The 26,522-nt window shown below is 71.4% G+C and carries 22 protein-coding genes and 1 pseudogene; 9 read left to right on the top strand and 14 right to left on the bottom strand.

Annotated elements, in window-relative coordinates; genetic code table 11:
- Positions 1 to 55: 55 nt before the first annotated feature.
- A complete protein-coding gene (locus tag PT931_RS15850; RefSeq protein ID WP_456246506.1) occupies positions 56 to 1,420 on the top strand; it encodes a cystathionine beta-synthase in 1,365 nt (454 codons plus the stop codon).
- 268 nt (positions 1,421 to 1,688) lie between these two features.
- Positions 1,689 to 4,802, top strand: coding sequence for a tetratricopeptide repeat protein (locus tag PT931_RS15845; RefSeq protein WP_456246505.1), 3,114 nt, complete (start codon positions 1,689 to 1,691; stop codon positions 4,800 to 4,802).
- Here PT931_RS15845 and PT931_RS15840 read toward each other — a convergent pair.
- From PT931_RS15840 to PT931_RS15825, 4 genes are all read right to left on the bottom strand, one after another.
- On the bottom strand, positions 4,792 to 5,358 hold the full coding sequence (locus PT931_RS15840; protein ID WP_456246504.1) for a TetR/AcrR family transcriptional regulator: 567 nt from the start codon (positions 5,356 to 5,358) through the stop codon (positions 4,792 to 4,794). The two genes, PT931_RS15845 and PT931_RS15840, sit on opposite strands and share 11 nt — an antisense overlap.
- Positions 5,351 to 6,151, bottom strand: coding sequence for an alpha/beta fold hydrolase (locus PT931_RS15835; RefSeq protein ID WP_456246503.1), 801 nt, complete (start codon positions 6,149 to 6,151; stop codon positions 5,351 to 5,353). Before PT931_RS15835 ends, PT931_RS15840 begins: the two co-directional genes overlap by 8 nt.
- A 728-nt stretch (positions 6,152 to 6,879) precedes the next feature.
- The gene (locus tag PT931_RS15830; protein WP_456246502.1) at positions 6,880 to 7,191 is read right to left on the bottom strand and encodes a hypothetical protein; all 312 of its coding nucleotides are present in this window, start codon (positions 7,189 to 7,191) and stop codon (positions 6,880 to 6,882) included.
- 79 nt (positions 7,192 to 7,270) lie between these two features.
- Positions 7,271 to 8,263 (bottom strand): ABC transporter permease, encoded by a 993-nt coding sequence (locus tag PT931_RS15825; protein WP_456246501.1) that lies wholly within the window; start codon positions 8,261 to 8,263, stop codon positions 7,271 to 7,273.
- Between the two features lie 107 nt (positions 8,264 to 8,370).
- On the opposite strand from PT931_RS15825, the gene PT931_RS15820 reads away from it, so the two are divergent.
- The gene (locus tag PT931_RS15820; RefSeq protein ID WP_456246500.1) at positions 8,371 to 8,790 is read left to right on the top strand and encodes an ASCH domain-containing protein; all 420 of its coding nucleotides are present in this window, start codon (positions 8,371 to 8,373) and stop codon (positions 8,788 to 8,790) included.
- Here the strand turns inward: PT931_RS15820 and PT931_RS15815 are convergent.
- The 6 genes from PT931_RS15815 to msrA all read right to left on the bottom strand — a co-directional run bounded on the left by PT931_RS15815 (position 8,787) and on the right by msrA (position 16,768).
- Positions 8,787 to 9,221, bottom strand: coding sequence for a MarR family winged helix-turn-helix transcriptional regulator (locus PT931_RS15815; protein ID WP_456246499.1), 435 nt, complete (start codon positions 9,219 to 9,221; stop codon positions 8,787 to 8,789). The genes PT931_RS15820 and PT931_RS15815 overlap by 4 nt on opposite strands.
- Positions 9,222 to 9,303: 82 nt before the next feature.
- Positions 9,304 to 11,928, bottom strand: a complete 2,625-nt coding sequence (locus PT931_RS15810; protein ID WP_456246498.1) for a right-handed parallel beta-helix repeat-containing protein — start codon at positions 11,926 to 11,928, stop codon at positions 9,304 to 9,306.
- A 158-nt stretch (positions 11,929 to 12,086) separates the two neighbouring features.
- Positions 12,087 to 14,288 (bottom strand): FxSxx-COOH system tetratricopeptide repeat protein, encoded by a 2,202-nt coding sequence (fxsT, locus tag PT931_RS15805; protein ID WP_456246497.1) that lies wholly within the window; start codon positions 14,286 to 14,288, stop codon positions 12,087 to 12,089.
- A gap of 164 nt (positions 14,289 to 14,452) precedes the next feature.
- The gene (locus PT931_RS15800; RefSeq protein WP_456246496.1) at positions 14,453 to 14,881 is read right to left on the bottom strand and encodes a hypothetical protein; all 429 of its coding nucleotides are present in this window, start codon (positions 14,879 to 14,881) and stop codon (positions 14,453 to 14,455) included.
- 193 nt (positions 14,882 to 15,074) lie between these two features.
- The gene (locus PT931_RS15795) at positions 15,075 to 15,971 is read right to left on the bottom strand and encodes an ADP-ribosylglycohydrolase family protein (RefSeq protein WP_456246495.1); all 897 of its coding nucleotides are present in this window, start codon (positions 15,969 to 15,971) and stop codon (positions 15,075 to 15,077) included.
- Positions 15,972 to 16,117: 146 nt separating this feature from the next.
- Complete coding sequence (gene msrA / locus PT931_RS15790; protein WP_456246494.1) at positions 16,118 to 16,768, bottom strand: peptide-methionine (S)-S-oxide reductase MsrA; 651 nt, start codon at positions 16,766 to 16,768, stop codon at positions 16,118 to 16,120.
- Between the two features lie 88 nt (positions 16,769 to 16,856).
- Between msrA and PT931_RS15785 the strand changes: the two genes are divergently transcribed.
- Together PT931_RS15785 and PT931_RS15780 are read left to right on the top strand one after the other, a co-directional pair.
- Complete coding sequence (locus tag PT931_RS15785) at positions 16,857 to 17,996, top strand: cystathionine gamma-synthase (protein WP_456246493.1); 1,140 nt, start codon at positions 16,857 to 16,859, stop codon at positions 17,994 to 17,996.
- A gap of 358 nt (positions 17,997 to 18,354) precedes the next feature.
- Positions 18,355 to 19,707, top strand: coding sequence for an amidase (locus PT931_RS15780; protein ID WP_456246492.1), 1,353 nt, complete (start codon positions 18,355 to 18,357; stop codon positions 19,705 to 19,707).
- Between the two features lie 101 nt (positions 19,708 to 19,808).
- Here the strand turns inward: PT931_RS15780 and PT931_RS15775 are convergent, their stop codons facing one another.
- Together PT931_RS15775 and PT931_RS15770 are read right to left on the bottom strand one after the other, a co-directional pair.
- Positions 19,809 to 20,342, bottom strand: a complete 534-nt coding sequence (locus PT931_RS15775) for a DUF2269 family protein (RefSeq protein WP_456246491.1) — start codon at positions 20,340 to 20,342, stop codon at positions 19,809 to 19,811.
- Between the two features lie 195 nt (positions 20,343 to 20,537).
- Positions 20,538 to 21,242 carry a Calx-beta domain-containing protein gene (locus PT931_RS15770; protein ID WP_456246490.1) on the bottom strand — a complete coding sequence of 235 codons (705 nt, stop codon included), beginning with the start codon at positions 21,240 to 21,242 and terminating at the stop codon, positions 20,538 to 20,540.
- Between the two features lie 187 nt (positions 21,243 to 21,429).
- Between PT931_RS15770 and ilvA the strand changes: the two genes are divergently transcribed.
- Complete coding sequence (gene ilvA, locus PT931_RS15765; RefSeq protein WP_456246489.1) at positions 21,430 to 22,641, top strand: threonine ammonia-lyase; 1,212 nt, start codon at positions 21,430 to 21,432, stop codon at positions 22,639 to 22,641.
- Positions 22,642 to 22,857: 216 nt separating this feature from the next.
- On the opposite strand, the gene greA is transcribed toward ilvA, so the two are convergent.
- Both greA and PT931_RS15755 read right to left on the bottom strand, forming a co-directional pair.
- Positions 22,858 to 23,352: a transcription elongation factor GreA gene (gene greA / locus PT931_RS15760; protein WP_363730556.1), complete on the bottom strand. Its 495-nt coding sequence runs from the start codon at positions 23,350 to 23,352 to the stop codon at positions 22,858 to 22,860.
- A gap of 55 nt (positions 23,353 to 23,407) precedes the next feature.
- The gene (locus tag PT931_RS15755) at positions 23,408 to 23,896 is read right to left on the bottom strand and encodes a DUF4307 domain-containing protein (RefSeq protein ID WP_456246488.1); all 489 of its coding nucleotides are present in this window, start codon (positions 23,894 to 23,896) and stop codon (positions 23,408 to 23,410) included.
- Position 23,897: 1 nt separating this feature from the next.
- Between PT931_RS15755 and mca the strand changes: the two genes are divergently transcribed.
- From mca to PT931_RS15740, 3 genes and pseudogenes are all read left to right on the top strand, one after another.
- The gene (mca, locus tag PT931_RS15750) at positions 23,898 to 24,782 is read left to right on the top strand and encodes a mycothiol conjugate amidase Mca (protein WP_456246487.1); all 885 of its coding nucleotides are present in this window, start codon (positions 23,898 to 23,900) and stop codon (positions 24,780 to 24,782) included.
- A 4-nt stretch (positions 24,783 to 24,786) separates the two neighbouring features.
- Positions 24,787 to 24,972, top strand: coding sequence for a hypothetical protein (locus tag PT931_RS15745; protein WP_363730605.1), 186 nt, complete (start codon positions 24,787 to 24,789; stop codon positions 24,970 to 24,972).
- A gap of 727 nt (positions 24,973 to 25,699) precedes the next feature.
- Positions 25,700 to 26,485, top strand: a pseudogene (locus PT931_RS15740) (EAL domain-containing protein); the annotation flags it as partial.
- Between the last annotated feature and the right edge of the window lie 37 nt (positions 26,486 to 26,522).

Here is a 26,522-nt window from a genome sequence, read left to right as displayed (position 1 = left end):
GGCCACCGGTACGCTCGGGGTAACGACTACCGCCCAAGTCAGGAAGGCACGTGACGTGCAGTACTACAACAATGTTGTTGATCTGATAGGCAACACTCCGCTGGTCAAGTTGAACAGCGTGACCGCCGGGATCCAGGCGACGGTGCTCGCCAAGGTGGAGTACTTCAACCCGGGCGGCAGCGTCAAGGACCGCATCGCCAGCCGCATGATCGAGGCTGCCGAGCGGGACGGGCTGCTGAAGCCGGGTGGCACGATCGTGGAGCCGACCTCGGGCAACACCGGTGTGGGCCTGGCCCTGGTCGCGCAGACCAAGGGTTACAAGTGCGTGTTCGTCTGCCCGGACAAGGTCTCCGAGGACAAGATCAACGTGCTGCGCGCGTACGGGGCGGAGGTCGTGGTGTGCCCGACCGCCGTGGCCCCGGAGGACCCGCGCTCGTACTACAACGTGTCCAACCGCCTCGCCACGGAGATCCCGGGCGCGTGGAAGCCGGACCAGTACTCGAACGAGAACAACCCGCGCTCGCACTACGAGACGACCGGTCCGGAGCTGTGGACCCAGACCGAGGGGCGGATCACGCACTTCGTCGCCGGCGTCGGTACCGGCGGCACGATCTCGGGCACCGGGCGCTACCTGAAGGAGCAGAACCCGGGCGTCAGGGTGATCGGCGCGGACCCGGAGGGCTCGGTCTACTCGGGCGGCACCGGCCGGCCGTACCTGGTGGAGGGTGTCGGTGAGGACTTCTGGCCGACCGCCTACGACCAGAACGTCTGCGACGAGATCATCGCGGTGTCCGACAGCGACTCGTTCGACATCACCCGCCGGCTCGCCCGCGAGGAGGGCCTGCTCGTCGGCGGCTCGTGCGGCATGGCCGTGGTGGCCGCGCTCGAGGTCGCCCGCAACGCCGGCCCCGACGACGTCGTCGTGGTGCTGCTGCCCGACAACGGCCGGGGCTACCTGTCGAAGATCTTCAACGACAAGTGGATGGCGCACTACGGCTTCCTGCGCACCGGCGACGCCACGATGACGGTGGCCGACGTGCTGGCCGGCAAGGGCGGCGCGATGCCGGAGATGGTGCACACCCACCCGACCGAGACGGTGCGCGACGCGATCGACATCCTCCGGGAGTACCACATCTCGCAGATGCCGGTCGTCAAGGCCGAGCCGCCGGTCGTCACGGCCGAGGTCGTCGGTTCCGTGGTGGAGCGCGACCTGCTCGACGCCGTGTTCAGCGGCCGGGCGAGCCTGCACGACTCGATCGAGCAGCACATGTCGGCCCCGCTGCCGATGATCGGCGGCGGCGAGCCGGTCGGGGAGGCCGTGAGCCTGCTGGCGAAGGCCGATGCGGCGCTGGTCCTGATCGACGGCAAGCCGCGCGGCGTCGTCACCCGCCAGGACCTCCTGGCCCACCTCACCGACTAGGGGCCGTTTGGACCCGGTGTGGACGATGCTTGCCAGCCTCGCCCACACCGGGCCACTTCGCCTTCGATCAAGAGTTGAATAGCTAGATCAAGTTCTTCAGATGGGTACGCCGCGTTACCCGCCCGGCGTTCGCGCGCGCGCCGGCGTTCCTGGCCGGCTTCCGGTAGCCGCAGCCACGTGGGCTCGGAAGCGGGGGCGGCACAGGGGGGCCGACCTGGACGGCGACTGTGCCGCTCCCGGCGGGTGGGCGCCGAGTTAGCCTCTCGACATGATGTTCAGGGCTTTGGGTGCGGTTGAGGTTGTTGTCGCTGGTCAGGCGGTTCCTCTGGGGCGGCGTGGCGAGCGTCGGCTGCTGGGGCTGCTCCTGCTGGACCTCGGCACGGTGCTGAGTGTGGAGCGGCTGGCCGACCAGTTGTCGGAGGACGGGGACCCGGGGCCCGGCCGGGGCGCGGTGCACGTGCACGTCTCCCGGCTGCGTGGCCGGCTGGCCGGGGCCGGCGCCGACCGGCACGGGTTCCGGCTGCTGACCCGGGCGCCGGGGTACGTGCTGGAGGGGGACCCCGACCTGGTGGACATCCACCGGTTCCGGGCGCTGTCCGACGAGGCCAACGCGACCGCCGATCCCGCCGCGAAGGTGGAGCTGCTGGACCGCGCGCTCGCCCTGTGGCAGGGGCCCTTGTTCGGCGCCGACGCGACCGACCGGATCCGTGAGACCAGCGGGGCGCTGTTCGAGGAGCTGCACGCGTCCGTGTCGGGGGCGCGGATCGAGGCGAAGCTGGCACTGGGCCTGCACGCCGGGGTGCTGGACGAACTGGCCGCGCTGTGCGCCCGGTACCCCCGTCGGGAGGCCCTGGTCGAGGCGCGGATGCTGGCCCTGCACCGGTCCGGCCGGCGGGACGAGGCCCTGGCCGTCGCGGAGGCGGCCCGCGCGCTGCTGGAGGACGAGCTCGGGCTCGACCCCAGGCCCGAACTGGCCGCGTTGCGCGACCGGATCCTGCGGGACGATCCGACCCTGGTGTACGCCGCCCCGCGCAAGCCCGGACCCGCGCAACTGCCGCCGGTGATCGGGGACTTCGTCGGCCGGGACGCCGAACTCGAACGGCTGGACGGGATGGCCCCGGGTCCGGACGGCGCGCCGCGGTCGTCCGTGGTGATCTCCACCATCGCGGGCTTCGGCGGGATCGGCAAGACGGCCCTGGCCGTGCACTGGGCGCACCGGGTCCGCGACCGGTTCCCCGACGGCCAGCTGTACGTCAACCTGCACGGCTACTCGGCGGCGGTGCCCGTCCAGCCGATCGAGGCGCTCGCCCGGTTCCTGCGCGCCCTGGGGGTGCCCGCCGAGCAGATCTCCCCGGAACTGGCGGAGGCGACCGCGCAGTACCAGGCGGCGCTGGCCGACCGGCGGATGCTGATCATCCTGGACAACGCCAACCATGCCGAGCAGGTCCGCCCGCTGCTGCCCGCCGACCCCGGCAGCCTCGCGGTGATCACCAGCCGGGACCGGCTGGCCGCCCTGACGGAAGCGGACGGGCACCGGCTCACCCTGGGTGTGCTCGCCCCGGCGGAGGCCGTCGCGCTGCTCGCCCGGATCGTCGGCGCCGACCGGATCGCCGCCGAGCCGGACGCCGCCGCCGAGTGGGCCGCCCTGTGCGGGCACCTGCCGCTCGCGGTCCGGATCAGCGCCGCGCTGCTCGCCGACCGGCCGGGGCGGACCATCGCCGAGCACGCCGCCGCGTTGCGGGACGGCGGCCGGCTCGCCGGGCTCCAGGTCGCCGATGACGAGCAGGCGTCCGTCCGGGCCACGTTCAACCAGTCCTACGACCAGCTCACCGCGGACCAGCGTCGGCTGTTCCGGCTGCTCGCGCTCGTCCCGGGCACGGACTTCGAGGCGGCGGCGACCGCGAGCCTCGTCGGCACCACCGCGGTGCACGCCGCGCTGTTGCTCGACCGGTTGGCCGCCGCGCACCTGATCGAGGTGGCGGAGCCGGGCCGGTACGCCTTCCACGACCTGCTCCGCGACCATGCCCGGGCGCTGACCGAGGCCACGGACCCGGCGGCGGACCGGTCGACCGCGTACCGCCGGCTCGCCGACCACTACCTGCACACCGCCGCCGCGGCCATGGACGTGCTCGTGCCGCACGAGGCCGACCGCCGACCCCGGCTGGGCGTGCCCGGTACCCCGGTCGCCCCGTTCCGCGACCGGGAACACGCGACGGCCTGGCTGGACGCCGAGCGACTGAACCTGGTGGTACTGGCCGGCCTGCCCGGGGGCGGCCCGCACCTCGCGAGCCAGCTCTCCACGATCCTGTACCGCTACCTGGACGAGCAGGCCCACTACGCCGACGCCTCGGTGCTGCACGGCCACGCGATCCGGATCAGCGGGGAACACGACGACGTGGCCGGGCTCGCCGACGGCCTCCGCAACCAGGGCGTCGTCTACTGGCGCCTGGGCCAGTTCGACCGGGCCGCCGAGCACGCCCGCGAGGCGCTCGGCCACCACCTGGCCATCGGGGACCGGGCCGGGGCGGGCCGGGCGCTGATCAACCTGGGCATCATCGACTGGCAGTTCGCCCGGTACGGGCAGGCCGCCGAGTGCTACCTGCAGGCTCTGGAGCACCAGCGCGCGACCGGTGACCGGACCGGCGAGGGCACCTCCCTGATCAACCTGGCCAACCTGTACTGGCAGCTCGGCCGGTACCGGGAGGCCGCCCAGCAGCACCGGGAAGCCATGGAGCACGGTCGCGAACTGGGCAACCGCACCGTCGAGGCGTACGCGTTGATGGGGCTCGGCACCGTCGAGCAGCGACTGGGCAATGTCGACACCGCCGTGCGGCTGTACCTGGAGGGGCTCGCGATCCAGGAGGAACTCGGCAACCGCACCGGTGAGTTGAACGCCTACATGAACCTGGGCACCGCGCACGAGCAGGCTGGCCGGTTCGAGGAGGCCCGGTTCTACTTCGCCGGCGCGCAGGAACGGTGCACCGAGTCCGGCCACCGGCTGGGGGAGGTGAGCGCCCAGGTCGGCCTGGGCATGGTCGAACTGCGCTCCGGTGATCTGGCCGCCGCGCTGGCCTGCAATCTGAAGGCCGAGGAGCTCAACGGGGTCCTCCAGGACGCGGAGATGGAGGTCGAGGTGCGGCACGGGCTGGGCGAGGTGGCCCTGGCCGAGGGCCGATACGCCGACGCCCTCGACAGCCACCAGCGGGCCCACGACCTCGCCGAGGAGGCGGGCAACCGGTTCATGCTGGCCAGGGCCCTCGACGGCCTCGGTCGGACCCAGTTGGCGCTCGGCAGGGACGGCGAGGCCCGCGAGCTGTCCCGGGGCGCCGCCGAGCTGTTCGCCGACATGGGCGTGCCCTACGAGAGCCCGTTCAGCGCCTGAGTCCCGCCTCCACGGCCGCGACGAGGCGCTCGTAGGTCTCGTCGAGGCTGTCGGGCAGGCCGAAGCCCCCGGCCAGCTCCAGCGACACGAACCCGTGCAGCATGCTGCGGACGATCCGGGCGGCGTGCACCCGGTCCGTGTCGGGCACCCCGTACGTGGCGAGCAGGGCGAACATCGGGGCCAGGGCGCGCCCGCCCGCCTCGTCGAGCCGGGGGTCGGCGCGCAGGCTGGCGGCGTACCGGCCGGGGTGTGCCACGGCGTACCTCCGGTAGGCGTGGGCGATGGTGGCCAGGTCGGTGGCGCCGGACAGGGCGTCGGCCAGGTCCAGTACCCCCCGGAGTGCGATTTGGAACTGCAGCTCCGGCAGGCCGTTGACGTGCCGGTACAGCGAGGGGGAGCGGACCCCGAGCCGGTCGGCGAGGACGGCGAGGGTCAGGTTGTGCAGCCCGATCTCGTCGGCGAGGTCGGCGGCGGCGGCGATGACGCTCGCGGTGGTCAGGCCGGCCTTGCGCCCGAGCCGCGACTCGGACACCGGGGGGGTCGTGGGCTCAGACACCGGCCAGCTCCCGGATCGCGGCGACGACCTGCCCGGGCGCCTGGGCGTGCGGGTGGTGGCCGGCGCCCTCGACCATGACGAGCCGCCCGCCCAGGGTTTCGGCCACCCAGGCGGCCTCGGCGGCCGGGTCCGGGAAGTCGGGGTCGGCGGTGCCCATCACGACCGTGGTCGGCGCGGTGACCCGGGGGAGGAGGCTCTCGGCCTCGGCGTGCGTCATGTCGCAAATGTAGGCCTTGGCCACCGCGCCCCGGCCGGGCTGGGCCAGGTTCGCGGCGAGCCGGGCGCGCTCCTGGTCGAAGTCGGCGGGCTTCACCCCGGGGTACATCTGGACGTAGTGGCTCTTCCACAGTGCACCCGCCACGCCCGGGATCCGGGCCGCGGCCCTGACGAGCGTCATCGCCAGGCCGCCCTTCGCGTCGCGGACGAACGGGCTGAGCAGCACGATCCCGGAGACCAGCTCCGGGGCGGTGGCCGCCGCGACCACGGCCGAGCCGGCCCCGGAGGAGCAGCCGACGACCAGCGCCGGGCCCGCGTCGAGGTGCCGGACCAGGGCGAGGACGTCGTGTCCGGTGGGCCCGCTGCCGTAGGCCGGCCAGGTCACGCTCGCCTCGCCCATGCCGCGGATGTCGACGGTGACGACCCGGAATCCGGCGGCGACCAGGAGCGGGGTGGTGTGCCGGAACTCCGAGCGCAGCCCGATCATGGCCGGCACGCACACGACGAGGGGGCCTTCGCCCTGGTCATCGTAGGAGAGGCGGCCGTCGGGCAGGTCGAGGAACTTCGTCGTCGTCATAACTAAGGAGCTTAGCTAAGCACCTTAGCAACGTCAACCCCGGACCAATTTGAAAATCGCACAGCTTGTCCGATGACAGCGAGGCATGGAGAAATAACGTTGTGTCCGGAGGTTCTTCCAGAGGGTCACCACCCGATGGGGGGAGTTAGAAGATGGTCACCGTCGATCTGGCCGAGGAAACTCCGGCGGACGTCACGGACCCTCTGTTATGGCGCGACGCTCAGTTCATGCTCCGGCGGCACTCGCGGCCCGACGAGCGCGGACTGTGCGTATGGTGCGGCCGAGCCTGGTCCTGCGCCCCGCGCCGCCTCGCGGAACGTGCGGCTGCGGCTGCCCGTAAGCCGTGGCGCGAGGCCTGGACGGCCCGGCACGACATCGCCGGCATGCGCGCCCTGCCCGAGTGGCGGAGCGAGGAGCCGGCTGAGGAGAGGGGGCACCTGCCAGCTGTGACCGGAGTGATCACCAGTAGCGGTACCAACAGGCGGGACACGTTCACCGGCAGGGACCGCCGGCCGAGTCCACGCTTCTGACCCAGACCACCCTGTGACGCCGATCGCGCAGCATCGCTCCCCGAACCGCGCGCGACGCCCGACCCGTCGGTTCGCCCAGTCGCTCACCCGAGCGCGGCGCGTCTCCCCCCGACCTCGTGGCGACTCCCACGGCGAGCAGGGTAGAGAGAGCTGGGGCCCGGAGACGTCAGTCTCCGGGCCCCAGCCAGCAGTTCCCTGTTACGCGGCACCCCACGGGTTGCCCGAGTAGTCGGCCACGCCGTCGGAGTTCGTGTCCACGTTGGCCTGGTCGAAGGTGCCGTCGCTGTTCTTGTCCCACGCTTCGACGTCGTGCGTGCCGTCGTGGTCCGTGTCGGCCGCGACATAGTCGAACTGGCCGTCGCCGTCGGTGTCGGAGGCCTCGTAGTCGGCGACGCCGTCGTGGTTGGTGTCGATGAGGACGTCGCTGGTGCCGTCCGCGTGCTGGTCGTACTGGACGTTGTCCGCGTGGCCGTCGCCGTCGACATCCGCCTCGTAGAACTCCGTGCTCATCTTTCCTCCGTCTGTCCGTGTGATCAACACTGTAGAAGGCCGCGGCAAGACCGCGTATCCACACTTCGTGCCACCCCGGTCAGCCGGTGCGCACCCGGGGATCGAGGACGGAGTAGACCAGGTCGGTCGCCAGGTTCACCAGAACCACGAACACCGCTCCGATGAGTACGACGGCCATGATGACCGGCAGGTTCTGCTGGTCGGCGGCGGTCACCGCCAGCCGGCCGAGCCCGTTCATCCCGAACACGGCCTCCGCGATGACGAAACCGCCGAGCGTGCCCCCCAACTGGATGCCCAGCAGGGTCAGGATCGGACTGAGGCCCGCGCGCAACACGTGCCGCACACTGATCCTCCTGGACTTCACCCCCTTGGCCCGGGCGGTGCGGACGAAGTCCTCGGGCAGGAGTTCGACCATCTCGCTGCGGGCCAGCCGGGCGAAGATGGCCGCGTTGAGCAGGCCCAGGGTGAGCCACGGCAGGAACATCCCGGCGAACCAGCGGCCCGGGCTGACCATGGGGCTGACGTACTCGGCGCGGGGCAGCCAGCCGAGCTGGTACACGAACACGCCCTGGAGGAGCAGGCCCAGGAAGAAGCTCTGCGTGGACGCGCCGACCAGGGTGAAGCCGATCGAGAACTTGTCGATCCAGCCGCCCTGGCGCAGCGCCGACACCACCCCGAGCCCGACGCCGATCAGGACGGAGACCACCGCGGTCCCCGCCGCCAGGCTCACGGTGATCGGCAGGCCACGGGCCAGGGTGGCCGACACGGGCTCGTTGCTGCGGAAGTTGAGCCCGAAGCACGGCGCGTCGCACCGGATCGCGTCGGGACCCGTGCCCACGGTCCGGCCGACGAACAGCCCCGACATGTAGTGCGAGTACTGGGTCAGCACCGGCTGGTCGAGCTCCAACCAGTGGTTGATGACGGCGATCCGCTCCGGCGGGCACACCCGCGCCCCGCACATGCCGGCGGCGGGATTGGCCGGACCGAGAAAGAAGAACGCGAACGTGGTCACCGAGATCGCGAACAAGGTGAGCACCGCGGCGAGCAGCCTTTTGATGACGTACCTGATCACAGGTACCTCCTTCGTCGATGTGTACAGACATCGACACCCGGCGGGTGACCCCGGTGCCCAGCGAATTCGGATCGTTATCGCAGCGCCGCTGGTCTAGCGTTCGGGGCATGACCCACGAGGACCTGCCGACCTTCGAGTTCGCCTTCCCCGGCCCGCTCCGCGACCAGCTCGTCGCGGCGGTCCTGTCCGGAGCCAAGACCACCACCAGCGGGCTGGTCATCGACTACGAGACCGAGGGTGACCCGCTGCCCGAGCCGGGCGAGCGCTCCGTGGTCATCGACTCCGACGCCCGGCCCGTCGCGGTGATCGAGCTGACCGAGGTCCGGATCATCCGGGTCGGCGACTGCGACCTGCGGCACGCGATCGACGAGGGGGAGGGCTTCGAGACGGTCGCCCAGTGGCGGACGGACCACGAGACCTTCTGGCACAGCGCCGAGGTGCGCGACGCGCTCGGCGACCCGGACTTCACGGTCACCGACGACACCCTGATGGTGGCCCAGCGGTTCCGGCTGGTCAGCGTGCTCTAGGTGTCCGCCCGCCCCGGTGCGAGGGTGCCGAGGACGTGGTGCAGCATGTCGCGCTCCAGCGGTACGAGGCGCGCCGTCAGGTCGGCGTCCACGGCCCGGGCGTGCGCCGTACAGGCGGCCAGCAGGGTGCGGCCCCTGCGGGTCAGGGTCAGGACCTGGCGGCGGCGGTCGCGCGGGTCGCGTACCCGTTGCAGGGCCTTCAGGGTTTCCAGGTGGTCGGCGAGCGCCACGATCAGGCTCGGGGCGACGCCGAGGGTCCTGGCCAGGTCCTGTTGGGAGCGGGGCGCGCCGCCGGCCACGGCCGCCATCAGGTCGGCGTGCCGGGGCTTGAGGCCGAGGACCTCGATCCGGGCGGCGAACTGGTCGGTGACGACGGCGGCGAGGGAGCTGAGCCGGAACGCGACCGTGCTGTCCATTTGGACATTCTTCATAAAACTAAACATACAGGGTCTGAATCATTCAGCCCGGTAGGCGGCTCCGGGGCGGGCGCGCACCCGCCCCGGAGAGACCCGGTCAGCCCGTGTAGTAGCCGTACAGGTCGGCGACCACGTGCACCGTGCCCGGGCTGCTGTTGAACAACCGGACCGTGTGCGCGCCGCTCGGCACGATCACCAGGTTCGGCACCGTCTGCCCCGGCCGCCAGTTCAGGTTGGACGCGTTCGGCCGGGCCGGTTCGGTGCCCGGGTAGACCGTCAGGAACCCGTTCGCCGTCGGCTCCGTGACCGTCACGTTGAGCACCACGCCGCTGAGCCGGCCGAACTCGGGGATCAGCGGATAGAGATCCAGATCCACCCAGCTGTACGGAGCGACCGGCGTCGTGCCGGCGTGACCGACGGCCGCCCGGGTGTCCAGCAGCCGGCGCGGCTCCGAGGTGTGGAAGGCGCTGCCGACCCCCGACGTGTGGTAACCGACCAGATCGGCGACCACGTGCACCGTGCCCGGACTGGTGTTGCGGAACGCGACCCTGCCGTTGACGACCGGTACGACGACCAGGTTCGGGACCGTCAGCCCCGGGGTCCAGTTCAGGTTGGACGCGTTGGGGCGGGGCCGCCCGTCCGGGTACACCGTGAGGAAGCCGTGGCCCGCCGGCTCCGTGGCCGTCACGTTCAGGGTGACCGCCGTGATGCCCGTCGGCACGCCCCCGACCCCCGCCACCGGCAGGGTCACCGTGCCACCCGGGGCGACCGGGGTGGTGGTGCCGACGCCGATCCGCTCCCGGGTGTCGAGCACCCGCACCGGGCTGGTCGCGGTGTAACGGCTGGCCTTCGTCGGCGAGTGGAACCCGACCAGGTCGGCCACCACGTGCACGGTGCCCGCGCTCCGGTTGCGGAAGTCCACGAAGCCGTCGATGACCGCCACCACGACCAGGTTCGGCACGGTCTGACCGGCGACCCAGTTCAGGTTGGAACTCGAGTTGAACGTCCAGCCGCCCGCGGGCTCCACCATGAGGAAACCCGGAGCCGTCGGGGCGGTGACCGTGACGTTCATGGTCACGGCGGTCACCCCCGTCGCCGGCAGGCCGTTGCGCCCGTTGACCTGGATCCTCGCCACGCCGCCCGGGGCGACCGGGGTGGTGGTGCCGACGCCGATCCGCTCCCGGGTGTCGAGCACCCGCACCGGGTCGACCGGCGTGAAGCCGTCACCCGGCTGGAACTCCTGGGTCTCCTGCGACGACATCCCGTTCACGTCCGTCACGACGACCCGCACCGTCAGGCGACGAGGGCGCCCCGGGTACGGGTGCGACACGATCGGACCGGCCTGGGTGACCTCGTAGCCGTCGTCGAACACGAACCTGTACGACGCGGTCGCCGCCCAACCCGCCGTCGTACCGCTGGCGTCCGCCGTGACCGTGTCACCACCGTCCGGGGACGACAGCACGAGCCGGGCCTCCGGTCCCCGCACGTCCTCGAGCGCGCCCCGGTCGCCGTAGCCGACCGGACCGACACCCGAGTTGGGCACGCCCGGGTTGTCCTGGCGGGCCTGGTTCCAGTAGTCGCGGGCGGGGAAGCCCGGGGCGGCCGAGTTCGCCGAGTCCACGTTCACCGACGGCCCCGTCGAGTCGGAGTCGTGCGCGCCCTGCCCCGAGACCGTCCGGAACGCCGCCAGGGTGGCGACCGGGTTCGTCCACGCGTACGGCTTCGCCCCGGCGGCCGCCGTGACCGTGTTGTGGTCGACCGTGGTGCCGGACACGGCGGCGTCGTACACCCCGATGCCCGCCGCCTTCGCCGGGTCACACCCGGACGCGGACCGGACGGAGACCACGTTGTTCTGCACCGACACCCCCGACGAGGCGCCGGACACCCGGACACCCGCCGCGCACGTACCCGTCACGGTGTTGTTCGTGATCGCCGTGCCCGTCGCGCCGGCGTTGTCGACCGCCACACTGTCCCGGACCGTGCCGGTGACCAGGTTCGACGACACGACCGTGTTCGAAGCCCCCGCCCCCAGGAGGATGGCCGACCTCCTGGCCCCGATCACCTGACTACGGGTGACCGTGTTGCCCGCACCGAGCACCCGGATCCCGACGTCGTTGCCCGCGGAGTCGGTGAAGACCTGCGCCGAGGTGACCGTGACGCCGCTCGTCGTGGCGTCCATGTCGATCCCGGGATCCGCGTAGCTGCCGACCTCCAGGTTGTTCACCGCCGAATCGGTGACGCCGGTCATCCGCAGACCGGTTCCGTACACCGGCTTCACCCGGAGGTAGTCCATCCGGATCCGGGTCGAGTCGCTGACCGTGACCGCGGCGCGGGTGTCGTAGGGGGACACGTGGAAGAAACTGATGCTGACGTCGTGCCTGCCCGCGATGGTGATCCCGCCGCGGATCTGCGCGGTGCCCGAGGTGGACACCCGGAACGGGTTCTCCGGGGTGCCCGACCGGGACACCGTGACGTTCTCCTCGAAGGTGCCGGTGACGGTGAGATGCCCGCCGTTCGCGGTGGCGGCCATGCCGGCGGTCAGGGTGCACAGGGGGTGGTCGACGTCCCCGGTCCCGGTGTCGGAGCACCGGTAGTACTCGTTGGTGTTGTTGACGTAGATGTAGGTGTGGTCCACGGCGGCGTGGGCCGGGGCGGTGGTGACGAGGCTGGTGGCCGTGGTGAGGGTGGCCATGGCGAGGCCGAGGAGGTGGTGTCTGCGCACTGGGTGGTCCCCGTGAATGGTGAGAGTGTGTCCCCGCATTCTCGGGCCCGGAACTCATGGTGTCGACCCCGCCGGTGACCAGGTGGGCGGGCCTGGGGCAGGCGATCCGTCGAACTCGGGACAAGCCAAACCATTCGCCGGGTACGGGTGGTGCTTCCCTATCGTCGACTGGGCCTCCGCGTCTGACGGCGTCTCTCGGCCCGCCCCAGACACCAGAATGCCAAATTGTCTCGGGTCTTGCGGGTGTTCGGGTGTTCGGGGCCGAAGACGCGTTCGACGACGGGAACTAGTGCGGCGTACATGTCGCGGGCTTTGGCCGGTTCTCCGGCAATTCCGGTCCTGCTGGCGAGGTTGTTGAGCGTGGTGAGGGTGTAGGGGTGTTCGGGGCCCAGGACCCGTTCCACCACGGGCAGCAGTGCCGAGAGCATGTCGCGGGCTCTTCCCGGTTCGCCGGCGTCCCCCGTCCAGTTCGCGAGGTTGTTGTGCGTGGTGAGGGTGTCGGGGTGTTCGGGGCCCAGGACGCGTTCACGGATGGGGAGAAGTGCGGCGAGCATGTTGCGGGCTTTCGTTGGGTCCCCGGCTTCTCCGGTCCTGCTGGCGAAGTTGTTGAGCGTGGTGAGGGTGTCGGGGTGTTCGGGGCCCAGGACGCGTTCCATCACGGGCAGTAGTACTGAGAGCATGTCGCGGGCTTTTGCCGGTTCGCCGGCGTCACCGGTCCAGCTCGCGAGGTTGCTTCGCGTGGTGAGGGTGCCCGGGTGTTCGGGGCCCAAGACGCGTTCACGGATCGGAAGGAGCGCTGCGAACATGTCACGGGCTTTCGCAGGTTCACCTGCCCTCCCTATACAGCCGGCGAGACTGTTTCGGGTGTTGAGTGTGTCGCGGTGTTCTGGACCCAGAACCTGCTGACGTACTGGTAGCAGCTTGGCGAACAGGTCACGTGCGGTGCGCGAGTCGCCGGCCCCGTCTGTGCAGCTCGCGAAGTCGTGCAAATTGGACAGTGTGTCCGGGTGTTCTGGTCCGAGGACTTGTTCCCGCAGCGTGAGCAGAGCGGCGAACAGGTCTTGAGCGCCGGCCATGTCGCCGGCTTCCGCAGTCCATCGAATCAGACTGTGTCGGTCTGTCAACGTGTCGACGGCTTCCTCGCCGATGGTCTCCAGATCCGCGTCGAGGATCGCTGTCATAAGAAGAATCGCGGTGCGGGGGTCTCCGCTGAGCCCGACGTATCGTGCTAGCTCCCGCATTGCTGGCAGGTCCGCGCTGAGGATGTGCTGGGCGTGGGGAAGCAGTAGCGCGTACTGCGGCCACGTTGACGGTTGCGTCGGATCTGTGGGGAGAACGGACCGCAGAAGCCGTGTGGCGAGGTCGTGCCACACGTCGGCGTCGGCACCGATGCTCAGGTCCCGCGTAGCGGCCTGGACGAGCCGGTGCACCGTGGTGACGCCCCGGTTGGGTCTGCTGATCAGGGAGAGAGCCAACAGTTCCGCCACCGCGTCGTCGATGGCGACCTCGGTTCGGGGCAGGACTTCGAGGAGCTGCGCGACGTCGCCTGAATCGGTCCCGATGTCGCCCTGCGTCAGCAACAACTCGTAGGGGATCCTGTCCGGCCCGAAGCAGGCGAGGAAGCGCAGCATGTTGATCGCGCCGGGTGCGGTCGCCTGGAGCTGTGCGAACGCGAGGCTCCAGGTGGTGGCGACCGTCGCCCCGTAGTCCAGGGGCTGACCCTTGCTCAGGAGTACCTGCTTCTGGGTGTGGAACCGCCGCGCGTACTCGGCCAGGCTCCGACCGGTGGAGCCCACGTAGGCGGCGGCCTGTTCCAGGGCGAGGGGTAGACAGCCCAGGTCGGCGGCGAGCCGGGACGCGCTCTCCGCCTCTGACTCCCCGGTGCGACGGAGGAGGAACGCGGTGGCGTCGGCGGGGTCCAGGGGCGGTACCAGCAGGCTGTTCGCGGCGGGCCAGTGCCCGTTCCGGGTGGTGATCAGGACGTGACCGTTGCCGATCAGCGGCACCATGCTCTGCACCGAGGCCGGGTCGGTCGCGTTGTCGAACAGCAGTAGCCACCGGTCGCTCCGTGCGGCCAGGACGGCGTGCAGTTGCCGGACCGGGTCGACGCCGTCCCCCAGGTCCCGAACCCCGAGCTGAACGGCCAGTTCGCCGAGCGCGGCGGACAACGTCGTGATGTCCTCGGCCGGAAGCTGCCAGATCAGCCCGTAGTCGCCCTGGCGGGTGTGGGCGTAGTGCAGGGCGACGCTGGTCTTTCCGACACCGCCCAGGCCGTGCAGGACGACCATGCGGGACTGGGGGCCGCCCGGCGCGGTCAGGCGGCCCCTGATGTCGGCGAGCAGTTCGCCCCGGCCTTCCAACCACTGCGGAGCCGCGGCCAGGTGGACCGGCCGGGCGATGACCTCCCGGGTCGGAGGGGTCAGGTAGACGTTTTCGGCCTGCCCGATGGCCGTGCCGCTGCCGGTGGCGTAGGTCGACTCCCGTGCGGAGATGGACGCCTCGGCCCGGCGGTTCCCGGGTGCGGTCAGGCCTGTGCCGGACCCGGCTGGGTAGGGTTTCCCGGCGTCACCGATCCGTGGATCACGCCGGCGGCGACCCCGGACCCGGAACTGGAGATGCTGACGTTCCCGCCGGCGTTCACGCTGTGGTCACCCGACGACACTGTTCCCCGGACGTCCTGGCGCTGCAGGGCCTGCACCTCCTGGCGGAGGTTCTCCGCGAAGGCGTCGTCCGTCTCCGCGGCGTCGATGATGACCGTCTCCAGCCACTGCCGTGTCCTCGGCTTCTCCGGACCGAGCACCGCCTCGGCTTCCAGCTTGGCCAGCGCGGTGTCGTCGCCGAGCTTGGCGCCGATCATGTCGTGCAACCGGTCCATCCCGACGTCCAACGCGCGGTCGACCTCGCCGTCGGCCCGTCCGGAGACCCGGCGCCACTTCGCCAACAGATATGCCACTGCCGCGCCTGCCACCAGCTCCAGACCCACCACAGAACTTCGCCTCGATCCGTCGGAGAGAACCACTGGCTATGGCTCTACCCCGCCTGAGGCCGGGTGCGCTACCCCACCCGATGTGATCTTCGGATATCCGACACCCGGGCGATGTTCGGGAATAAAGATCAATCCGACTGCGCGGCGTCGATCGGGCAGCTCAGGCCGTCGGGTCTCGTGGTGGCAATGGCTCGGCGGCCGTCAGCCACGCCTCGGGAACCTGGCCCAGTCCGACCCTGGCGGCGACGACCCCACCGACGATCGCGCAGGTGGTGTCGATGTCGCCGCCGGCAGAGATGGTGGCCCACAGCGCCTCCGGCAGGTCGTCGAGATGTCGGGCGGCGCACCAGATCGCGTACGGCACCGTGTCGGGTGCGGAAATCCGGGCGCCGCAGCCGACCTCGGCAGCGACCGATCGCGGTCCGGCGCTGAACGGCAGCTCGCCGACGCAGCGGAGCCGGGTGGCCACCTCGCTGGCGGGTGTGCGCGCGACGGTGGCGGCGATCAGCTCGTCGGCGTCGACGCCCCGGGTGGCCAGCGCAGCCGCGATCGCCACCGCGACGGCACCGGCGACGGCTTCCGGGTGCGCGTGGGTGACTGTCGCGGACAGCCGGGCCTGCTCGGCGACCCGGTCGAGATCGTCGGCGAACCAGGCGCCGAGCGGTGCGACCCGCATCGCTGCGCCGTTGCCCCACGATCCCTGGCCGTCGAACTGCCGTCCGGTCACCGCCGCCCACGGCTCGCCGTCGGCGATCGCCGCGAGGACGTCGTGCATTCCCGCGCCGTAGTTGCGGTGCGGGTCGGCCCGGTACCGGTCAGCGAACCTCGTCGCGAGCAGGTCCGGGACGATCTCGCCGTGGCTCACCAGAATGCCGTGCACCTCGACAGCCATCGCCGTGTCGTCCGTCCACGGCCACGGTGCCGGGGCGAGCACCCGCTCGCGTAGCTGCCGGTCGAGGTCGGCTACCGGGCGGAAGAACCAGGTCTCTCCGAACGAGTCGCCGAGTGCCAGGCCGCGCAGGGAGTAGCGGGCGGCGTCCGAGGTGGCGGTGTTCATCGTGTGATCGTGTCAGCCCGTCACGGCTCACGACACCGGATAACGCCCCGGGAAACATGGCTGGGTGCCAGGCCCCGAACGCGAAGAGCGGCGGAAACACCGACCCGTGGTGGTTCCGCCGCTCTCCGGTGCGTCAGGCCCGTGGGTCAGCCGGCCTTGGCTACGCCGATCGGGCAGCTCAGGCCGTTGGGGCCGTGGTTGCAGTACCCGCCGGGGTTCTTGTCCAGGTACTGCTGGTGGTAGTCCTCCGCGTAGTAGTACGCCCGGGCCGGCTCGATCCGGGTCGTGATCTCCCCGAGGCCGGCCCCCGCCACCACCGGCGCGAACGCCGCCCGCGAAGCCTCCGCCACCACCAGCTGCTCGGCGGTCGTCGTCAGGATCACCGACCGGTACTGCGTCCCCAGGTCGTTCCCCTGCCGCATCCCCTGGGTCGGATCGTGGTTCTCCCAGAACTCCTTCAGCACCGTCTCGTACGAGATCACCGACGGGTCGAAGACGACCTGGACGACCTCGGCGTGCCCGGTACCCCCCGAGCAGACCTCCTCGTATGTCGGGTTCGGGGTGGAGCCCCCCGCGTACCCGGCGGAGGTGGAGTAGACGCCCGGAAGGCGCCAGAAGATCCGTTCCGCGCCCCAGAAGCAGCCGAGGCCGAGGATGGCCACCTCGAAGCCGTCGGGCCACGGGCCGACGAGCGGGGTGCCGAGGACGGTGTGCCGGGCCGCGACCGGAACGGCCTCCGCGCGGCCGGGGAGGGCCTGGTCAGCGGTGGGGATGTCGAGATCACGTGGTCTGCGCATGACACCAGCATGCCGCAGTCGCCGGCCGGCTGCCCATTACGACGTGCTTACCGCCGGTCTGTCGGAGCCAACGGTTACGCTCAGAGTCATGACACACGGCTTCGATACGCTCGCCATTCACGCCGGTCAGGAGCCTGACCCCCGCACCGGCGCGGTGGTGGTCCCCATTTACCAGACGTCCACGTACAAGCAGGACGGCGTGGGCGGCCTGCGTGAGGGGTATGAGTACTCCCGCTCGGCCAACCCGACCCGCACCGCGCTGGAGGAGTGCCTCCAGGCGCTGGAGGGTGGGCGCCGGGGTCTCGCGTTCGCCAGTGGGCTGGCCGCCGAGGACGCCCTGATCAGGACCGTCTGCAAGCCGGGTGACCACGTGGTGATCCCCGACGACGCGTACGGGGGCACGTTCCGGCTGTTCGCGAAGGTCGCGGAGCGGTGGGGGATCAGCTGGACGTCGGCGAAGCTGTCGGACGTGGCGGCGGTCCGGGCGGCGGTCCGGCCGGAGACGAAGCTGGTCTGGGTGGAGACGCCGACGAACCCGCTGCTGGGGATCGCCGACATCGCGGCGCTGGCCGGGGTGGCGCACGAGGCGGGGGCCCTGCTGGTGGTGGACAACACGTTCGCCTCCCCTTATCTCCAGCAGCCGTTGTCGCACGGCGCGGACGTGGTGGTGCACTCGACGACGAAGTACGTGGGCGGGCACTCCGACGTGGTCGGGGGCGCGCTGATCGCGGGCGACGCCGGGCTGGGCGACGAGCTGGCGTACCACCAGAACGCGATGGGCGCGGTGGCCGGGCCGTTCGACGCGTGGCTGACGCTGCGCGGGATCAAGACGCTCGCGGTGCGGATGGAGCGGCACTCGGACAACGCGGAGAAGATCGCGGCGTTCCTGGTGGACCACCCCAAGGTCACCCAGGTGTACTACCCGGGTCTCCCCGAGCACCAGGGCCACGAGATCGCCGTGAAGCAGATGCTCCGGTTCGGTGGCATGGTCAGTTTCCGGGTTCAGGGCGGTGAGCAGGAGGCCGTGGACATCTGCGACCGGACCAAGCTGTTCACCCTGGGCGAGTCTCTGGGCGGGGTCGAGTCGTTGATCGAGCATCCGGGCCGGATGACCCACGCCTCGGTGGCGGGGACGTCGCTGGAGGTGCCGGCCGATCTGGTGCGGCTGTCCGTCGGTATCGAGACGGTGGACGACCTGCTCGCGGATCTCGCCGAAGCGCTCGGTTAGGTCGTTCCGGCGGCGCCCGGGGCGGGGCACGCACCTGGGTGTACGGCTCCGGGTGGTGCCCGGCCCGGGTGCACGGCCGGCCCGTGGGCGGGACTGTTCCGGTCGGCGCCCGGGCGGAAGGACGCGCCCGGCGGGGTCGGGCAGCCCCGGGGCACGCGTCTCCTGGCACTCGGCAGGACCGGCGCAACCAGGTCAGATTAGGTCCGCCCGGTTCGGGGAAACCCCTTCCGGGCGGCGGTACGAGGACGCGCGCGCCGATGCCCCGCCATCCGTGGGGCGTCGGCTAGCATCTCGCCCTCCGGGTCCGGCGTGTGCCGCGGGCCCGGGGCCGGCAAACGACTTACGAAGGAGGTCGGTCATGGCCTGGGTCGGTGCAACCGCGCGGGAGATCGCTCGGGCGGTGCGGCGCGGCGATGCGTCAGCGACCGAGGTGGTGGCCGACCACCTGGACTACATCAGGTCCACGGACCGGCACCTGGGCGCGTTCCGGGCTCTGCGCGGCCCCCGGGCGCTCGCGGAGGCCGAGGCGGTGGACGCGCTGCCGGAGCTGACGAACCTGCCGCTGGCCGGGGTCCCGGTCGCGGTGAAGGAGAACGTGGCCGTCGCCGGTGAGCGGTCCGGGGCGGACTGGCCGCATGTCGCCGACGCCGACCACGAGGTGGTCCGCAGGCTGCGCGGGGCGGGGGCCATCGTGGTCGGTACGTCGCGCATGCCGGAGCTGGGCCTGTGGGGTACGTGCGACGACAAGGAGATCGTGACCCGTAATCCGTGGCGGCTGGACAAGACGCCCGGTGGTTCTTCGGGGGGTTCGGCTGCGGCGGTGTCGGCGGGGCTGGTGCCGATCGCGCACGGGAACGACGGGCTGGGTTCGATCCGGATCCCGGCCGCGTGCTGTGGGCTGGTGGGGCTGAAGCCGGGCCGGGGCGTGGTGCCGGCGGGGATCGGGGCCAACGCGTGGTACGGGCTGGCGGAGAACGGCATCCTCGCCACCACGGTCGCGGACGCGGCGGTCGGGTTCGCGGTGCTGGCCGGGCGCCGGACGCACAAGTTGACGGAGCCGGGGCGGCTGCGGGTGGCGGTGTCCCTGCACAGCCCGATCCCGGGGGTCAGCCCCGACGCGGACAACCGGGCGGCGGTGAGTCGGGCGGTCCGTTCGCTGGTGGGGGCGGGGCATTCGGCGATCCGCGCGGAGGTGCCGTACCCGAAGAGGCTGGGGGCGGTCATCCTCGCCACCTGGACGGCCTCGTCCTACCTGGACTCCCGTGATCTTGACTATTCGGAGCTGCAGCGCCGGACCCGGCGGCATGTCGCGCTCGGCGAGCAGGCCGTGCGCACCGCCGAGGTCACCTCCGGTCAGCGCACCCGGTGGCGCGGCCAGGCGCTGAACTGGCTCGGCGACTACGACCTGCTGGTCACGCCGGCCCTGGCCAGCGCGCCGCTGGAGGCGGCCGAGTGGTCGCGGCGGCCGTGGCGGGCGAACCTGGTGGCCAACATGCGGTACGCGCCCTATTCGGCCCCGTGGAACGTCGCCGGCCTGCCCGCGATCGTGGTGCCGTCGGGGGTGCGCGGGGACGGGTTGCCGGCGGCGGTGCAGCTGGTGGGGCCGCCCGGTTCGGAGCTGATGCTGCTGGCCGTGGCGGGGCTGTTGGAGCTGGCGGCCCCGTGGCGCCGGCACGCGCCGAGCTGGCCGAGGGCCCCGAAAAGGTCCTAGACCCTTCGCGACGGGTACTGGCGGGGGAGCGGTCGGTTCCGGGCACCCCGCCTGGCGTCCGGCGACCCCCGACCGGGCCGGGTCCGGGCGCTCGCGCCGGGTCAGCTTCCGAACGGCCTGGTCACCATCAGCACCACGATCAGGCAGATCAGCAGCAGCGTCACGCCGGCCGCCGCCCCGACCCGCCCCACCGCGTTGTCGATCTTCCCCTTGGTGGTGAGGAACGCCCCGGCGGCCGCGAGCGCCTCGTGCGGGGGCTCCTCGCCCTCGGGGGTCTCGGGCATGACCGGCGGCTCGGGCGTACCCGTCTCCAGCAGTTTCAGGCCCCTGCGGAGTGCCGGGCGGGCCCAGAACAGGGCGACGAGCAGCATCACGAGGTACAGGGTCAGGGAGATGACCACCCACGGCGTCCCGAAGTCGTACTTCTCCTTCGCCGTGGCCGCCACCGCCGCCGCGCCGAGCGCCGCCGTGATCAGGGAGCCGAGGGCGAACCGGCCCGTCCACTGCGCGGCCTGCTGCACGGCGTCGTGGTCGTGCACGCGGAGGCTGCGCAGTCCGTAGAACGGGGCCACCGCGAGTGGCCCGATGATCAGGATCGCGGACAGTACGTGCAGGAGCAGTAGAAACGTCCTCATATGTCCAGACTAGTGACCACGGGTCCCCGGGGGAGCCAGATGCCCAGGTAGCCAGGTCGGGCCTGCCGCCCCCGGGTCTGCGGGCTCCCCGCAACGGGCCGCGGCCCGGGGCCGGCCACCTGACGGCAGCGCCGAGGGCCGGCCGGCGCTCCGCACCGACCGGCCCTCGGGGCAGGCTCTACAACCGCGTACTCGTTACGGCAACGGCCACGGGGACGGGGTCAGGTCGTCGAAGTGGACGCTCACGAACGCGGCCGGGTTGCACACCGCGGTCGAGGTTCCGTTGCCGGTGATCGCCACGCCCTTGGCCTCCGTGTAGCCCATGACGAAGTCCTCGCAGTACACGACGGTCTGCCACGGCTGGGTGGCCGGGCGGTTCGTGCACGAGATCGTGGTCGTCGCCAGGTCGGACTTCGACAGCGAACAGTCGAAGGGGATGTTGCCCTCGTCGAAGATCGAAGCGGTGCCCGTGGCGGAGAAGTTGCCGCCGATGCTGGAGCTGGTCAACCGGATCCGGAACTGCTCGGTGCCCTCGACGATGCCGTCGTGCACGATCGGGATCTGCACCCGGCCCCAGAAGGCGCCGGCCGGGATCGTGACGGTGCCCGTGGTCGCGGTGTAGTCGACCCCGTTGGTGGCCGTCATCGACTCGAGCTGGTAGCCGACGGTCACCGGGTAGTTCTTGGGCGAGGAGATGCTGACCGTGACGGGCATGGACGTCGCGCCGAACGTGCACGCGAACGGCGCGACGGCCTGACAGGACCTCGTGTACTCGTCAGCGAAACCGCCGTTGACGGAGAACGTGTTATTGGGGCTGGCCGCCTGGGCCGCGGGCACCATGCCGAGCGTGGCCATGGCCACGGCGGCAGCCGCGACGAACAGTCGGGATACGTTGCGCATAATTCACTCCTTCGATCCGGACAAGCGATGTGCGGACAGATGCCACGGCCGGATGACACTCGGACGGGGCAGGCATGACCCTGTCATCCCGGGCGCGCCCCCGGGTCTCACGAACGTCTCGTCTTTCCTGGTGGGAGACGTGCGCGGCGCCCGCCAGGGCCGGTACCCCGGGTGGCACGATCGGGGCATGACGGCACTGGTCACGCTCGACGACGTCCGCGCCGCCCGTGAGCTGCTCGCGGGTGTGGTGCGCGAGACGCCGCTGGAGCCCTCGCGCACGCTGACCGCCCAACTCGGCGGCCCGGTGTGGCTGAAGTGCGAGAACCTGCAACGGGCCGGCGCGTACAAGGTGCGCGGGGCCTATGTCCGGATCGCCCGGCTGTCCGGGGCCGAGCGCGCCCGCGGGGTCGTCGCCGCCAGCGCCGGGAACCACGCGCAGGGCGTGGCGCTCGCGGCCACCTCGCTGGGTGCCCGGTCGACCGTGTTCATGCCCACCGGCGCGCCGCTGCCGAAGGTCGCGGCCACCCGCGGTTACGGGGCCGACGTCGAACTCGTCGGGGCCACGGTCGAGGAGGCGCTGGTCGCGGCGCGGGAGTTCGCCGAGCGCACCGGTGCCGTGTTCATCCACCCCTTCGACCACCCGGACGTGATCGCCGGCCAGGGCACCGTGGCGCTGGAGATCCTCGAACAGTGCCCCGACGTGCGGACGATCATCGCCGGGATCGGCGGCGGCGGACTGATCTCCGGGCTCGCCGTCGCGGCCAGGGCGCTGCGCCCCGACATCCGGATCATCGGGGTGCAGGCCGCGGGTGCCGCCGCGGTGCCGCCGTCGCTGCTGGCCGGGCACCCGGTCCGGCTCGCCGAGACGGCCACGATCGCCGACGGCATCCGGGTCGGCATCCCCGGCGAGATCACCTTCCAGCACATCGTGAAGCTCGTCGACGAGGTCGTCACGGTCACCGACGAGGACATCTCCCGCGCGCTGCTGGCCCTCCTGGAACGCAACAAGCTGCTCGCCGAGCCCGCCGGGGCCGTCGGGGTGGCCGCCCTGATGGCCGAGGTCGTGCGGGTGGAGACCCCGGCCGTGGCGGTGCTGTCCGGCGGAAACATCGATCCACTGCTCCTGCTCCGGGTACTGGAGCACGGGCTCGCGGCGGCCGGCCGGTACCAGCGGTTCACGGTCCGGTGCGCCGACCGCCCGGGCCAGCTGGTCCGGCTGCTCGCCCTGATCGCGGAGAACGGCGCGAACGTGCTGGACGTGGCGCACGAGCGGTACGACGCGGGTCTGTCGCTGGGCGAGGTGGTGGTGGCGTTCTCGGTGGAGACCCGGGGCAAGGACCACGCCGAACGGATGGTCGCCGCCCTGCGCGCCGCCGGCCACACGGTCACCTTCGACTGACCGCGACCCGCGGGCACCCGCCCGGGCCTGGCACGGGGCCGCCCAACACGGGCATGGAGCGGCGGGACCGACCACGTGGCCCGGCCCGACCGTGCGGTGCCCGGGACGCGAAACGCCCGACCCGGGTGGCCCGGGTCGTGCGGACGACGTGGCCGGTCGGGCGGCGGACCGCCCCGGCCGGGGCTCGGTCCAAGCGGGACGGCCCGGACCGCCGGATCAGCCCGAGAAGGGCTCGAACTTGACGACGGTGACGGTGATCTCGGCGCCGGTCGGGGCGGAGTAGCTCACGGTCTTGCCGGCCTCGGAGCCCAGGATCGCGGTGCCCAGCGCCGACTCGGGGCTGTACACCGTGTAGTCCGTGGTCGCGGCGATCTCGCGCGAGCCGAGCAGGAAGGTCTCGGTGTCGTCCGGGTCGTCGTCGAACTGGATGGTGACGACCATGCCGGGGGCCACGACCGTGCTCGCGGGGGCCTCGCCGACGCGGGCGGTGCGGAGGAACTCCTGGAGGTACCGGATCCGGGCCTCCGCCTTGCCCTGCTCCTCGCGGGCGGCGTGGTACCCGCCGTTCTCCTTGAGGTCGCCCTCCTCGCGGCGGGCGTTGATCTCGGCCGCCACGGCGGGCCGGTCGGCGATGGCCTTGTCGAGCTCGGCCTGCAGGCGGTCGAACGCGTCCTGGGACAGCCACGCGGCCTTGCTGTCGGTGTTGGGCACGGCGACTCCTTCAGACGGGGGGTCAAGGGTTAAGAAAAGCGAAACTCCGAGAATATCAGCGCTGGGCCCGGCAACCTACGGTCTCGCCGCTCACGGGGAGCCCTGTTGTTGACAGTGTGTAACTGACGTCGACCCGGCTCCGCGCGTCGGGGACCAGCACCTCGGCCCTGCCGACCTCCGCGCCGGCCCGGTTCCGGGCCCGGACGACGCACACGGCCGGGGACTTCTCGGGTTTCGTCACTGTGAACTGGAGCACTACCTGATTGTCTGTGATGTCACGGTATGAGGTGAGGTTCACCGCATAGTCCGTCACGCCGTACGCCAGATAGAGCTTGACCGCGATGCCCGTTACGCCCAGTCCGAGTGCCACGGCCAACACGTAGGGTAGCCATCGTCGCGCACGACGTGGCTGTCGACGCCGGCCGTAGCGGTCCGGCGGAAAAATTGTGGCGTGGGTCTCGGTCACGATCGGTCGGGCTCCGGTGTTCTTGTCATAGGCATCAGCAAGAATTCGATTATCCCGGACCCGAACGAGGAGTGTCACGGTGGCCGAGCGGCTCCGAATGATGGCGGTACACGCACACCCCGACGACGAGTCGAGCAAGGGTGCCGCCGTGATGGCGAAATATGTGAAAGAGGGCGTGGACGTCCTCGTCGTCACCTGTACGGGCGGCGAGCGCGGCAGCGTCCTGAACCCCAAGCTCGACCGTCCCGAGGTCTGGGAGAACATCACCGAGATCCGCCGGCAGGAGATGGACACCGCCCGCGAGATCCTGGGCATCCGCCAGCAGTGGCTCGGATTCGTCGACTCCGGCCTGCCCGACGGTTACCTGGAGGCCGCCGAGGCCGACCGCCCCGAGCTGCCCGAGGACAGCTTCGGCAGGGTGGACCCGGAGGTCGCGGCCGAGCGGCTGGTCAAGCTGATCCGCGAGTTCCGCCCGCACGTCGTCACGACCTACGACGAGGACGGCGGCTACCCGCACCCGGACCACATCATGACCCACAAGATCTCCATGGTGGCGTTCGACGCGGCCGGCGACCCCGCGCGCTACCCGGAGGCCGGCGAGCCGTGGACCCCGGCGAAGCTCTACTACAACATGGGCTTCTTCAAGAAGCGTCTGGTCGCGCTGCACGAGGCGATGCTCGCCGAGGGCCTCGAGTCGCCCTTCGCGGACTGGATCGACAGCGACCGCGACTGGATGAAGGACAAGGGCGACCGGGTCACCACGTCGGTCGACGCGGGCGAGTTCTTCGGGGTGCGCGACGACGCGCTGCGGGCGCACGCGACCCAGGTGGACCCGGACGGCTTCTGGTTCGGCATCCCGATGGAGATCCAGTTGCGGATCTGGCCCACGGAGGACTTCCAGTTGGTCCGGGCGAACGTGCCGACCACGCTGCCGGAGAGTGACCTCTTCGCTGGCGTACGGTAGAGGCATGCTTCAGTACCTCGCGGAGAACAACTTCGGCGACACCCGCGGACCCGGCCTCGCCGGCCCGCTCGCGTTGCTGCTCATCGTGTTGCTGGGCGTGGCGACCTTTTTCCTGTACCGGAGCATGAATCGCCACCTCCGCAAGCTTCCCGACCGTTTTCCCCCGGCCCCGCACGATAACGCTCGGTAGTTTTCGCGGCTTTTGAAATTCTCGACTACCGGTTGTAGAGCACCTAGCGCACATTTAGGGCTGTTGCGGCCTGGGTATGTCCCATAACCTTGCCTTCAGGGGGCCGCCAACGGGCGTCCCCTGCTCGCTGTGCGAGGGGGGTCGGGTGTTGGGTCGTCGCTGGTTGCTCACCGGCTTCGCCGCACCCGCCGCTGTGCTCGGCCTGGCCCTCGCGGCCTGGCCGGCCTGGTGGCGGCTCGTGCTGGCCGTCGCGCCCGCGCTGTGGCTCGCCTACCAGGCCTACCGGTACTGGCTGCGGATCCTCGAGGAGCGCCGGATCTGGCGCGAACTGGCCACCGCCCCGCACCGGCTGCTCCGGCTCGACGAGCGCGAGGTCGTCGACGCGGCGCTGCACGGGCTGGGCAGGCTGTTCGCCCCCGAGCGGGTCGAGATCGCGATCCGCTCGGGCGACGGCGCCGAGCGGGTGTACGCGAGCGGTCCGTCCGGCCCGCGCGGCAGGGGAGTGGCCCGCCCGCTGCGGGTCGGGGCGCACCGGATCGGCGAGCTGCGGCTGTGGCTGCGGACCCCGGGCCCGATGTCGGAGCGCGAGGACCTGGCCCTGTCTGCGTACGCGGGCACGCTCGGCGCCGCCCTGCTCAACGTGGCCGCCCACCGCCGGATGCGCGAACTGATCGACGTGCTGCACCAGGGCGACCCGACCGGCGCGCGCAAGGGTCCGGTGGGCCCGGAGCGGCTGATCCTGCTGGCGGAGCTGCGCGAGGCGCTCCTGGTCGAGGACCAGCTGGTCCTGGCGATGCAGCCGGCCGTGGAGCTGTCGACGGGCGCCCCGATCGGCGCGGAGGCGCTGGTCCGCTGGCACCACCCGAGCCGGGGCCTGCTCGCGCCGGACGCGTTCATCGAGGTCGTCGAGCACAGCGACCTGGTGGGGCCGTTCACCCGGTACATCCTGGACCTGGCCCTGCGGATCGTGTCCGACTGGGCGCGCGGCGGGCTGATCATGCCGGTCGCGGTGAACCTGTCCGCCCGCAACCTGCTCGAACCGGAGCTGCCGCAGATGGTCGCTGCGGCCCTGGCCCGGTACGGGGTGCCGGCCGACCGGCTGGTTCTGGAGATCACCGAGACGGTGATGATGGACGAGTCGCCGGTGATCGAGGAGGTGCTGATCGGCCTGCGCAGGCTCGGGGTGCGGATCGCGGTGGACGACTTCGGCACCGGCTACTCCTCGCTGACCCTGCTGACCCGGTTCCAGGTGGACGAGGTCAAGGTCGACCGGGCTTTTGTGTCGAAGATGGGGCATTCCCCCGAGGCGATGGCGATCGTGAAGACCACTGTGGACCTGGGGCGCGCGCTCGGGCTCCGGGTGGTCGCGGAGGGCGTCGAGACCGCCGAGCAGCGGGCGACCCTGATCGGGATGGGCTGCACGGCCGCGCAGGGCTACCACTTCTCCCCGCCGCTGTTCCCCGACAAGGCCAACGCCGCCCTCGTCGGGCTGGCCCGCGCCGCGGAGATGTAGGCCGACCCGTCGCGACCCGCCCCGGACCGGGGCCGCA

This window comes from Longispora urticae, assembly GCF_053902585.1.
Note: the sequence above shows the minus strand (reverse complement) of the source record. Positions and strands in the feature narration are given on the sequence as shown.